The 12,013-nt window shown below is 48.5% G+C and carries 12 protein-coding genes; 3 read left to right on the top strand and 9 right to left on the bottom strand.

The window, feature by feature from the left end; genetic code table 11:
- Positions 1-53 precede the first annotated feature (53 nt).
- Positions 54-1,268, top strand: a complete 1,215-nt coding sequence (gene corA, locus JFC05_RS04155; RefSeq protein WP_198335892.1) for a magnesium/cobalt transporter CorA — start codon at positions 54-56, stop codon at positions 1,266-1,268.
- A 66-nt stretch (positions 1,269-1,334) separates the two neighbouring features.
- Here corA and JFC05_RS04150 read toward each other — a convergent pair whose 3' ends face one another.
- Together JFC05_RS04150 and folD are read right to left on the bottom strand one after the other, a co-directional pair.
- Positions 1,335-1,853, bottom strand: coding sequence for a phosphate-starvation-inducible protein PsiE (locus JFC05_RS04150; RefSeq protein WP_058024361.1), 519 nt, complete (start codon positions 1,851-1,853; stop codon positions 1,335-1,337).
- A gap of 118 nt (positions 1,854-1,971) precedes the next feature.
- Entirely contained in the window at positions 1,972-2,850 is an 879-nt protein-coding gene (gene folD / locus JFC05_RS04145; RefSeq protein WP_198335891.1) for a bifunctional methylenetetrahydrofolate dehydrogenase/methenyltetrahydrofolate cyclohydrolase FolD, read from the bottom strand.
- 426 nt (positions 2,851-3,276) lie between these two features.
- On the opposite strand from folD, the gene rluB reads away from it, so the two are divergent.
- A complete protein-coding gene (rluB, locus tag JFC05_RS04140; RefSeq protein WP_198335890.1) occupies positions 3,277-4,200 on the top strand; it encodes a 23S rRNA pseudouridine(2605) synthase RluB in 924 nt (307 codons plus the stop codon).
- 101 nt (positions 4,201-4,301) lie between these two features.
- Here the strand turns inward: rluB and JFC05_RS04135 are convergent, their stop codons facing one another.
- From JFC05_RS04135 to JFC05_RS04125, 3 genes are all read right to left on the bottom strand, one after another.
- Positions 4,302-4,856, bottom strand: a complete 555-nt coding sequence (locus JFC05_RS04135) for a hypothetical protein (RefSeq protein WP_198335889.1) — start codon at positions 4,854-4,856, stop codon at positions 4,302-4,304.
- Positions 4,857-4,898: 42 nt separating this feature from the next.
- Positions 4,899-5,570, bottom strand: a complete 672-nt coding sequence (locus JFC05_RS04130) for a hypothetical protein (RefSeq protein WP_227697396.1) — start codon at positions 5,568-5,570, stop codon at positions 4,899-4,901.
- A gap of 113 nt (positions 5,571-5,683) precedes the next feature.
- A complete protein-coding gene (locus tag JFC05_RS04125; protein ID WP_198335888.1) occupies positions 5,684-6,424 on the bottom strand; it encodes a hypothetical protein in 741 nt (246 codons plus the stop codon).
- Between the two features lie 209 nt (positions 6,425-6,633).
- Here JFC05_RS04125 and JFC05_RS04120 point away from each other — a divergent pair, with 209 nt between their 5' ends.
- The gene (locus JFC05_RS04120; RefSeq protein ID WP_198335887.1) at positions 6,634-7,236 is read left to right on the top strand and encodes a LysE/ArgO family amino acid transporter; all 603 of its coding nucleotides are present in this window, start codon (positions 6,634-6,636) and stop codon (positions 7,234-7,236) included.
- A gap of 104 nt (positions 7,237-7,340) precedes the next feature.
- Here JFC05_RS04120 and JFC05_RS04115 read toward each other — a convergent pair whose 3' ends face one another.
- The 4 genes from JFC05_RS04115 to JFC05_RS04100 all read right to left on the bottom strand — a co-directional run bounded on the left by JFC05_RS04115 (position 7,341) and on the right by JFC05_RS04100 (position 11,720).
- The gene (locus tag JFC05_RS04115) at positions 7,341-8,723 is read right to left on the bottom strand and encodes an NAD(P)-binding domain-containing protein (RefSeq protein ID WP_105244984.1); all 1,383 of its coding nucleotides are present in this window, start codon (positions 8,721-8,723) and stop codon (positions 7,341-7,343) included.
- A 123-nt stretch (positions 8,724-8,846) separates the two neighbouring features.
- Positions 8,847-9,488 (bottom strand): MarC family protein, encoded by a 642-nt coding sequence (locus tag JFC05_RS04110; RefSeq protein WP_198335886.1) that lies wholly within the window; start codon positions 9,486-9,488, stop codon positions 8,847-8,849.
- Positions 9,489-9,627: 139 nt separating this feature from the next.
- Positions 9,628-10,506 carry a carboxylating nicotinate-nucleotide diphosphorylase gene (gene nadC, locus JFC05_RS04105; RefSeq protein ID WP_198335885.1) on the bottom strand — a complete coding sequence of 293 codons (879 nt, stop codon included), beginning with the start codon at positions 10,504-10,506 and terminating at the stop codon, positions 9,628-9,630.
- Between the two features lie 164 nt (positions 10,507-10,670).
- A complete protein-coding gene (locus tag JFC05_RS04100; RefSeq protein WP_198335884.1) occupies positions 10,671-11,720 on the bottom strand; it encodes an NUDIX hydrolase in 1,050 nt (349 codons plus the stop codon).
- Positions 11,721-12,013: the final 293 nt, after the last annotated feature.

Genomic DNA, 12,013 nt, shown 5'->3' with positions numbered 1-12,013 from the left:
ACGGCGCCGCGTTTTATTTGTGAGACATTTTTTACTTTATCACGGGAGGGGGTATGGACCACAATAACGATCAATTGCTCAAAAAAACCGCACGTATTGAACCTAACTCCGACATCAACCGTCTTTATGCGGATATGAATGATGAGCATTTGTATCTCGATAATGATGATAGCTATATCTACGGCGATGCCGATGCCACCAGAGAAGACACCATCGAGACCATGACGGTCTATGACCCTGATTCTGAGCGCTATGAAGATATCGATCTATCCAGTGAAGATGAGGTTGTCAATTGCTACGCCTACTCTCGTAAGACCGGCGAAAACCTCGATAAAGTGGCGCTAAATGATGTAAGTCGGGCGCTGAGTAACAATGGCCAGTTTATCTGGCTGGGTTTGTATGACCCCAGCCTCCAAACCATGGTCAAAGTCAAAGAAGCCTTTGGTCTGCACGAACTTGCCATCGAGGATGCCTTTGCCGACCATCAGCGCGCCAAAGTCGAAAATTATGACAACGACATGGTATTTGTGGTCTTACGTACCGCAAAGCTTGAAGACAACGTCATTCGCTACGGCACCACTGCGATATTTATGGGCAAAAACTACTTAATCACCATTCGCAATGGTCCATCCAACTCCTACGCACCTGTCCGCGAGCACTGCCACCGTCGCCCAGAAAAGCTCAGAATGGGGCCGATATTTGTCTTGCACGCTATTCTCGATTTTATCGTGGATAACTATATGCCGATTACCGATCGTTTGGGGCGTTATCTGCGGGAGCAAGAGCGCTATGTCTTTACCTATGAGTTTGATAAAGGCACGCTCAAAAACCTCTACGAGCTCAAATCACAGCTGGTACATATGCGTGCCATTATCTTACCGGTGCAAGACATCTGTAGTTTTTTTATCAATCACAAAAAAAGCGAGCTGGTCTCTGGGTTTTCGCAAGCGGCCAAGCCCTACTTTCGTGACGTCAATGACCACTTGCTGCACTCGTTAGACGCCATCAACGGCCTCAATGAGATGCTAAGCGTGGTAATGAACACCTATATGGCCATGGTCAATATGGGACAAAACGAGGTGGTACGTAAGCTCGCCGCTTGGGCAGGGATTTTAGCGGTACCAACGGCCATCGCTGGCATTTATGGAATGAACTTTGACTTTATGCCTGAGCTGCATTGGAAATACGCTTACTTCGTTATTATGATTATTATCATCGCGTTGTGTAGCTTCTTGTATTACAACTTTAAGAAACTCAAATGGTTGTGATAACTCATTCATACATAAAAAAGGGCTACCAGTGGTAGCCCTTTTTTTTGTGCTGATTGTGCCTCATTACTCACGGCGGTGCTTGGTATGGCTGTCTGGTGCTTGCGCATTATCAGGCAGCATAGCCTTGACTGTCAAATTTGCATACTGTCTATCAAGATTGTCCTCTGGACGACCAAAGGTTTTTGCCGTCCAAGTCAATATGACAATAGCACCACTCAATAGCATGATTGCCACAGAGATCGTTGCCAATAGCCATAGATGAAAATAATCTGACACTGCCTGCACATCAACGACCAGATGTCGCGACAATGCAGTGATGGCGATAAATATCAAAAACTGTACGGGAAGTCGATGGGTTTTAAAATAAATCCCTATCATAGCGAGTAGCTCAAGATAAATGAACAGCATCAAAATATCTTTTAGATCCGCTGAGCCTTTTTGGACAATATAAATGAACTCTTTACCTGCCGTCCAGACCACCACCACACTGATTAAAAATAAAATAACGTAATGACAGACATCGACAAACTCTCTACCAATACCTTGTAGTCGCTCATGAATACCTACGTCTTTTTTAGCCATTTTTAGATCCTATCAACGAAGAGGTGGTTGATTTGCCTGACTCTATCAATCAGGCCGCTTTATCTATCGGCAATCAGCACTCACATGGCTATTTTTTAGCTAATATCCAAGCCTGTTTTTAGCTAATATCCAAGCCTGCTGATTTTTCAGCGGCTTCTACCGTCTGGCGAATGAGAGTATTAATAGTCATCGGGCCTACGCCGCCTGGCACAGGTGTATAAGCACTAGCAATGCTCTCAACGCCTGTCAGCTCGATATCGCCAACACCGCCATTGTCGGTGGGATGAAAACCTGCATCGACTACCACAGCCCCTTTTTTGATCCACTCAGCTTTAATCAACTCAGGCACACCCACTGCCCCGACCACGATATCAGCACGCTTGATATGAGCGGCCAAATCTTGTGTTTTTGAGTGACACATCGTCACTGTGCAGTTGGCATTTAATAACATCATCGCCATCGGCTTACCCAAGATAGCACTACGGCCAACGACCACGGCTTCTTTACCTGATAACTCGATATCATGATGCGCCAATAAGTGCATGATGCCCTGCGGCGTGCAAGAGCCATACGCAGACTGCTGCATCGCCATACGACCAAAGCCAAGACACGTCACGCCATCGACGTCTTTTGCCAAGTCAATTTGCTCAAAGCATGCACGCTCATCGATATGCGCAGGTACTGGGTGCTGCAGCAAAATACCATGGACATCAGGATCGTTATTGAGCTCATCAATCTTTGCCATCAGCTCTTTGGTAGTCGTAGCACTTGGCATCTCGACCCGAATAGAGTCCATGCCGACACGCTTACAGGCATTGCCTTTCATACGTACATAGGTCGCAGAGGCTGGATCATCACCAACCAATATCGTTGCAAGGCTTGGGGTGCGTCCCGTCTTAGCTTTGATCGTATCCACGCGCGCGCGTAGATCCTGTTCTATTTGTTTGGCAAGTGCTTTGCCGTCCAAAACGGTAGCAGGCTCTTGGGCAATAGACATAGTAACTCCAATAGAGGGTACGATATAAAAAATAAAGACAGCGCGCGCAAGTACTTTGCATGCCTGTCTTTTGCTTCGTCAACCTTTGACTAGTCATAATATTGTACCTGTGTACGCGGCAAAATCCTAGCGCAAGATAAAGCCAAAATATTGATACGCTTTTTAATAAGTGACTGGCAAGAGAAGAGGTATTTGTAGATAGCTCTTTTACCGTCTTTTAAAAAACAACATGGCTGTCGTTACCCTTTTTAGAACGCTCTTTCTTAAAACAGATAACCCAAACGCGAATTTTCTAATAAATATTGGTTTGAGTCATCATTGACAGTAAGCAGTTGTTTACGTGCTAATTTTGTTAAAATAGCGTAGAATAGGCGCTCTATTTTTTTACATTGAGAAATGTAAACCCACCGACTCAAGGACATGATTATGAAAGATGAGAAATTACAAAAAGCCCTCGCCCGTATGGGGCTGGGTTCACGCCGTCAGATGGAAGAGGTCATCAGATCAGGCCGCGTGTCTGTCAATAATGCGCCTGCAACCATTGGTGATCGCGTGCAGCAAGGCGATGAGATACGGGTAGATGGTCGTCAGATCAAATACAACGCCGAAAACGAAAAGCGCCGCCGCGTCTTGGCATACTACAAGCCTGAAGGAGAAGTGTGCTCGGCAAAAGACCCTGAGGGTCGTCCGACTGTGTTTGAGCGCCTACCAAAGCTGACCCACGATCGCTGGGTGATGGTTGGCCGTTTGGACATCAACTCAACCGGACTGTTATTGTTTACCAACGATGGCGAGATGGCCCATCGCTTGATGCACCCCTCAAGTGAAGTCACGCGTGAATATGCGGTACGTGTCTTGGGTGAGGTCACCCCTGATATCGCTCGCAACTTGACCGCTGGTGTCATGTTAGAGGACGGCATGGCGCAGTTTGAAGACATTAAAGAAGGCGGCGGTGAAGGCGTCAACAAGTGGTATCACGTCAAACTAAAAGAAGGCCGTAACCGCGAAGTGCGCCGTTTGTTTGAGTCGCAAGGCCTCAAAGTCAGCCGCCTATTGCGCACCCGCTATGGTACGATCTCACTGCCCAAAGAGCTGCGTACAGGCCGCTTCTTGGAGCTGGACAAAAAGGAGATCAACACCCTAACCGACTTAGTCAGCTTGCGCCCGCGTTATGGTACAGGTCTGCACGGCGCGGCCAAAGAAAAGCAAGAACGTATCAAAAACAAACCGCTCAAAGCACGCCGTGCCGATAGTCGTAGCGATAAGTCGCACAGTAGCAAACCGAAAAGCAGCGGCAGCCCTGCCAGTCGCGGCACTCGGCACACTCGTGGCCGCGGCGATAAGCGTTAGTTTTATTGAGGCTTTATACACCTAGATCATAAAAAAGCTGCCTGTGAGAGATATCACAGGCAGCTTTTTTTGCGCCACTTGCTGTCGTTTTGCCCTACCCTTTAACGATCGTGGCTCTCGACATAGTTTTTCATCACGCGTAACGCTTGTAGATGCTGCGTCTGCGCTTGGTCCAATAACGCATCTAGACGCTGCTCGATATGGTCTAATACCTGCTGCAACAGCTCACTGGCTTCTGCTTTTTTTTCTGTTTGTGATAGGTCGGCGCTATCGATACTGACCAGATAATCATAACTGGCTAGTGTGTCAGGCAAGCGCGTGTACAGCAGCTTTTCTAACACAAACTGCGACTCGGTCACCGTCGGCGTCTTATCATCAGCCTGTTGTGTTTTTTGATAAGACTGATAGCGACTCACCTTATCGTCGATACGCTGCAGCTGGCGCAGCTGATCATTTGGTAAACGCTGTAGATGTTTTTTTTGTAAACGCAGATGCCGCCATGTGACCGCAGACAATGACAAAGGCGCTTGATCATCTTGATATGTAAGCACGCCTGGGGTGATACCGACGGCTTTATGCAGCGCTTGCCAGCCTTTTTTACCCAAATAAATGGTCGTGATGGTCGTCACGATACCGACACCAATGAGCACACTCATATATCTTACTCTTTTACCATTATTGCGCTTAGCTTTTAATCTTTACCGTTTGATATCGTCAGCGCGCGCCTTTTTGGCCGCAGCACCAGCTGGGGTTTCAAGCGTTTGGATACCTGCCTCATCGTCAGCACTGTCATCGAGGTTTTGTCCTTCATGACTGACAGCAGGCGTTTTAAAACGTTTTTGTAGATAGCGACTGGTCGCGAGTAGCTTTTGCCCGTCTTGATGATAGGAGGCATTGAGCAAATCATCAAACTGCGCGTCAATGGTGGTGAGCACCTCAAGCAGCGCTTCTTTGCCTGTCACATTGGAGTTCTTGATTTTGGTGGTATCAGCGCGCGCACTATCGCCCACATCTAAGTCATGCAAGCGCCGATAGTCCGCCACCGCCAGCGGCACATGTCTGTCCATGAGATTTTGAATCATGATATAGGTCTCACTGACAGTGTCTTTGTCATCAATCTTACCGTCATTATTGGTATCACCATAAATGACGCGCAGCTTTTCGCCTTTTTCGTTGATCTGCGCCAGCATCGTCTTGATATCAGCCGGTAGGCTTTTTTCGGGGATATAACCCAGCTGCGGCATCGCCTTATACTCCAGCATTTTGGGCGCGGTCATTTTTTTGATACCACGATATCCCAAGTACAACCCAGCCGCTGGTAGCACACCATACAATACAAACATGATAAACATCGCAGTCATTTGGGTCATTGGCTGATCCTTATTTTATGGCAAGTTTTTTGGCAGTTTTTTTTGGCAAAATGATTGGCAAGCACCGCGGTATCAATGAGAGCAGGTTCGCAGTCACAACCGCCACCCTTAGCTTAGCTTTGCGTGCGGCTTTTGACATAGCGATGCGTGGAAGCAAGGCGGCTCATCACAGTGTTGTGCAATTCATCGAGCAGCTCATCAAGCTCGTAGTCAATCTCTAAAAACAAATCCGTCAGCATATCACCTGCGCTCATCTTACCTTGTGCTGCATGGTTTCTGGTACGGTGCGGGCTAAATCGTTGCAGCTGCTCATAATGATGCAGCGCCTCGGGGATACTCTCAGAAACCAGCTTATCGATGACGAACTGCCGCTCGTTATGCTGTTGCTGCTGCTCATCGTTGAGCTCTTGACTCCACTCACGGTAGCGCTTTAGCTTACCATTTATTCTATCGAGTATTGCCACCGCCTCGATAGGCATGGCGTTTAAGGTGGCTTCATCGACCACATCTACAAGCTCAGTCATAATCGGACAGCGTCCATGTTTGAGATACCATAAGGTATCAGGGTCAAAAGGGGGTCTGTTGTCTGGGCGCATTTGTGCATGATTGGCCAGATAGCGGTCGGTGAGCGGTGTGGCCGAACGCGCATCACTCACTTGCGCCAATGCCGCACAGATACGGTCGGCACGCTCAGGGGGCGTCAGCGTAGTACGCGGGTTTTTGCTATTGCCGTCATCTGCTTGCTCGCCGCCTTTGCTCTTTGTTTGGCTATCATAGTGGCTCGCTGTCTTTTGCGCCTGTAAGGCCGCTTGCGCTGGCAGATCGTCTTGGGCTTGCCCAAATGATTGTAGCATTCTTGTCAAACTTACCACCATGACCGATCTTACCTCTCTGTTATACACGCCTCTTGTTACACACCCATTTTACAGTAAGGGGCTTTGCTTTATTGCATCTGTGCAATCAATAGCGTATCTTAACAGCTTTTTGTGATGCTGCCAGTACGCAAAATGTCAGCGCCGCTGGCACTATCCGCCCCGCTCCACCACCGATTAAGCACTTAATTATGTATGCCCCTGACTTTCTTTCTGGCTTCTTGCTTGGGCTATCGCTCATCATTGCGATAGGCTCGCAAAACGCCTTTGTACTCAAACAAGGGCTAAAGCGCGAGCACATCTTTTTTGTCTGTTTGTTTTGTGCCCTTAGCGATGCCATCTTGATTTCAGCAGGCGTCGGCGGCTTTGGCGCCGTGACAGCACGCTATCCGCACATCGTCGATGTCGCAAAATTCGCCGGTGTGGTGTTTTTGCTCGGTTATGGCTTACAAAGCCTATATGCCAGTGTGCGCCTATCACAGGCACTGACCGTCGAGGGTCAAGTGGTCAGCAGCCTAAAAAAAGCGCTGCTCCTGTGTTTTGGCTTTACATGGCTCAACCCGCACGTCTATTTAGATACATTGGTGCTCGTCGGCATGGTTTCAACAGGCGCTAGTAGCAAAGTGATGTTTGCCGCTGGTGCCGTCAGCGCGTCTTTCTTTTTCTTTTTTGCGCTGGGCTATGGCGCGCGCTTACTCAAACCGCTGTTTGCCAAACCAAAAGCTTGGAATGTTTTGGACGCTCTCGTCGGTATCTTGATGCTCTATCTGGCATGGCATTTGTATCAAAGCTAATCATCAAAGCTAGTCACCAAAGATGGATGGCCTAACCTAAAAAAAACCAAACCCTCACTTGAAGGTTTGGTTTTTTACAATAAACACTTATAGATAAAAACTGCTTATGAGGCTTTTTTATGCTTTTTGGGCTGGACAAATGCCAAGTTTAAAAAGTGTTCAAGCGAGTCATCTAACACATCCAGCCACGGCTCTGGCAACTCAGGCGCTAGCGTGCCCGTCAGCGTCGAGCGGTAGGCCTTTTCTCTAAAGGTCATGATGTTCTCTGCTTTGTCCTTTTGCCACTGCTTTAGAATATCGCCTTGTTTTTCGACCGCAAACTCAGGATAGTCCGTCGCATCGGTCAAGTCGCGAATATAAGCAGCTTGAAAGTCGATGGAGTCGTCGACCGTGACGCATTTGGCGTAGGTTTCCAGCCATTTTTGCTCGTCAGCCTCACGCGTTGCCAAATCCGGCAGCGCCATCTCACCCATGATGACATCACGCGCATACCACGCTTGGGCGTCAAACATATTAAAGGTAAAGTACTGATCTTGCATGCCTAGATAGATAAGCTTGGGATTGGGCTGCCAAAAAATACCTTTATAAAGGTTGGCAGGGTACAAGCAGTTATGCGTTTGCAAACGCAGCTCATCCGGCAAGAACGGGAAATGGAACAAGTAACCGGTACACATAATGATGGCGTCAAAGCTCTGGCTGGTGCCATCAGCAAAATGCGCCACATCTCCTTCAAAATGCGTCACCAGTGGCACTTCTTTGATGCCCTCAGGCCACTCATAGCCAAGTGGCTGGCTGCGATAACTGATGGTTACTGATTTGGTGCCATACTTATAGCACTGCGTACCGATGTCTTCGGCGGAGTAACTGCTACCGACAAGTAAAATATCTTCGTTTTTAAACTCTAGGGCATCACGGAAGTCGTGAGCATGCAAGATACGGCCAGGGAAGGCTTCGAGACCTTCAAAGTACGGCATATTTGGCGTCGAAAAGTGCCCTGTCGCAACCACAACATAGTCAAACTCTTCGACTTCTTGCTCGTCGGTTTTATGGTTCATCACCGTGACGGTGAATTTTTGTGTGTCATCATCGAAAGCTACCCAGCGTACTGGGCATTCAAAGCGAATATATTTTTGAATGTCTTGTTTGTCGATACGGCCCATGATGTAGTCTTTTAGGACTTCACGCGGAGGGTATGAAGGGATAGGCTCACCAAAATGCTCATCAAACGAGTAGTCTGCAAACTCCAAGCATTCTTTTGGGCCATTTGACCATAGATAGCGGTACATACTGCCGTGGACGGGCTCACCATTTCTGTCTAGACCTGTGCGCCAGCTATAGTTCCACATACCGCCAATGGCGTTTTGTTTCTCATAACAAACTATCTCAGGTAAGTCTTTTACACCTGCCAAGCGCGCTGCTTCAAAGGCACGCAACTGCGCCAAACCACTTGGACCTGCTCCTAAAATAGCAATTCTTTTCTTACTCAAGATCAACTCCTGTCAAAAATAGTGAATCACTACTATAACATATTTTCATTAATGGAGTTTTTTGCCAGCGTCTTTGGTGATTAGTCACACAAGCGCACATGCTTTTAAGCGTCAGACAAGCGGTTATACCAAGGCAGGAAACAAGGTACGCAAGCCATTGACGATGATTTCGATAGACACTGCAGCCAAGAGCATGCCCATGATGCGGCTCATGATGTTTAGTCCAGTATCGCCCAGCAGCCGGCTAATACGACCTGCCGCCATTAAGGCCAAATAGCAAAACAAGCTGATAAACAATCCAGCGATAAGAATGGCTGAGACTTGCAAAATCCCAGAGACTTGCGAAGAGTAAATGATGACGGTAGAGATACCGCCAGGACCAATCATCATCGGAATAGCGAGCGGCACAACAGCAGAGGCGGTACTTGGCGCGGAGTATTTGTCATACTCGACATCGAAGTTTTCTTGATCGGGTTTGACGGGGTTACCTTCCCCGTTCATCATGTTGAGCGCAATCAAAAACACCAAGATACCACCCGCCAACTGAAACGAGCCGATAGAAATACCCAGCAGCTTAAGCAAGGTCTCCCCTGCCACAGTAAAAAAGCTGATGGTAATAAAAATGGTCAAGCAAGCAATACGCGCCACTTTGCGCCGATTATTCATCGAATAACCGCGGGTCAAATCCAAAAACAACGTCAATGCGCTAAATGGATTGATCAGCACCAAAAAGGCTAAGATTATCTTGATTATTTCAGTGTTCACTCAGTCTCGCTTATCTGTTGCAGCAATGATGCTAAAGTCAGGTCATCACGGCACACAGCGATGACCTGTTAGGCGGCTAACCACCGCATAAGCGCCATTGTAGCATAGGCAGATAAGCCAATAAAATCATTAACTTTGCTTAATTTCCCGTATTATCACTGACCATAAAATCCAGACCGATATCGAGCGCGGTAGTACTGTGCGTCAGATAACCCATTGCAATGAAATCCACCCCTGCCTGGGCGACCGCTTGCACCGTCTCAGGGGTGATGCCTCCTGAGGCTTCTGTCTTGGCGCGGCCTTGGCACATAGCCACCGCTTGCGCCAAAACATCAGGCGTCATATTGTCCAGTAATACCAAGCTTGCACCGGCATCGAGTGCCTGCGCTAACTGCGCTAAGGTGTCGACTTCTACCTCAATTGGAATCAGATGACCGGCAACGTCTTGCGCTTGCTTGATGGCAGTTGCGATATCGCCTGCAATCGCAATATGATTGTCTTTGATCAAAATCGCATCGTCCAGCCCCAAGCGATGGTTGCGCCCGCCGCCGCAGCGTACAGCGTATTTTTGCACTGTCCGTAGGCCAGGAATGGTCTTACGCGTACAGGTGATTTGCGCAGGGTATGCAGCCACACTATCGACGATCTGCCGTGTCGCGGTCGCGATACCGCTCAGATGCGTCATAAAATTGAGCGCGGTACGCTCAGCAGTGAGCAAATGACGCGCATTACCGCGCACGGTCGCCAGCACTGTCCCCGCCTCAACCCTCTCACCATCCGCGATCTGAGCGTCAAAACCAATCTGCGTATCGACCATACCAAAGGCCAATCGCGCCAAATCCATACCGCAGATAACGCCAGCCTGGCGCGCTTTGATCTGTAGCTGCGCTTGCATATCGGCTGGGATGGTTGCTTGTGAGGTGACATCGCCGCGCCTGCCTAGATCCTCTGTGAGAGCGGTCTCTACTAATGGGCGTAGCAACACCTCATTTAATGCTGGTTCTTGTTTGCCTGTCATCGGTTATCCTTATCGTTGCGCATTTGCTTGATAAATGTGCCATCGCCAGTGATAGCACCACAAATAGCAATCATATCACTGGCATCACGGTCATTTATTAGACTCAAAATGAGCATAAATATAGCGTAAAGCACCCCGCCCTGCAATAAAATAATGTCATTTAATTATTTGCGTTTGGGCAGCTTGCTATCCATGAGCAGGCTTTGTAACTCGATATCGTGCCGAAAACGATACAGCTTAGCGGGCCGGCCGCGCTGAGCGCTACTGCTCTCTCCTGTTTCCATCACTAGGTTTTGTGCCTCCAGCAAGCGGCGAAAGTTCTGCTTATGCAGGCGCACACCTGATAACGCCTCTACGCTCTGCTGTAACTGCGATAAAGTAAACACCTCGGGCATCAAACCAAAAATCAGCGGCCGATACTCTATCTTGGCTCGTAATCGAGAGATGGCGGTGGCAATCACGCGGCGATGATCGTAATACATCGGCTCGCCTATCAGCTGCGACCAGTGTTTAGGCAGCTCGGTGGACACATTGGCTAAGTAGCTTGCCGGATAGCTTGGCGCTTCAGGTATCAACCCTGCTTCATAAAGCATCTCATAGCGCAGCAGTACATGCTCGGCGACCCATTCTTTATTTTCTGGCAGCTGCTCCCGGCTGGCCGCGCTGGCACCCAAGCTTGGCGGCTGTTGGCTTATCACATGCGCATCACCGACGCCCCAACACAGCTCAATACGCTGACGTCGCCGCTGCTGAATGATAACGTCATCTGCCTCCTGTGCCCATGCCAATAATGCTGGCACGATAAACGAGGTAATGATAGTTGGCGCGCCATCTAAGTGGTTTTCCCACGGGAAGTAATCATACCAATCTCGCCATAGCGCTTGGCTTGGCAGCTTTGGCGTCTGCGTCTCTTGCACCAGCCCTAGATAGCTGACATACACTAAAGCATGACCATCGACGTTGCGTCTATTGGTATCGACAAAGGTATAAAGCTGCTCTAAATACCCAAGTGGCTGCTGCGTCTGCTCCTCCACCCACTGGCGCACCCCTGCTTGCAACGAGCGATGCAGCGGCATCAGTGGCCCATTGGGCAATAGCTTACCTTTATCGACCGTTAGGACACGGGCGGTATGCTCGGTAATCGCAACGAGTACGGCAACCACCTCGGTGGTACCACTGCCTTGCTGATGCGCATGTGAATAAGACAACGTCATAAGTGTATTTATCATCCTCGGTAGAAAATCAAACGTAGTACACAAACAAGCTGAGTACAAAAACAAACTCAGTATACAATCAAAACAGCCGTGCTACAGCAGTCGTTAGCACCGTTTACCTACAAACAGTAACACTTCCTAGTATAGCTCGAATCTAAGACGATCACAGTCTGTCGCTGTAACATCAGCCAAGCCGCACGCCTTAATATGGTTAATTTACATTAAAACAGGTACAGCGCTACGGGTATTCATTTTTCTTGCGTGCTGTGCCTACGCCGACAGAGGCTGCGCAA

The sequence above is a fragment of the Psychrobacter celer genome, from assembly GCF_016107555.1.
In the GTDB taxonomy this organism is placed as follows: Bacteria; Pseudomonadota; Gammaproteobacteria; order Pseudomonadales; family Moraxellaceae; genus Psychrobacter; species Psychrobacter celer.
The sequence above is the reverse complement of the archived record's forward strand: the minus strand, read 5'-3'. Positions and strand labels throughout refer to the sequence as shown.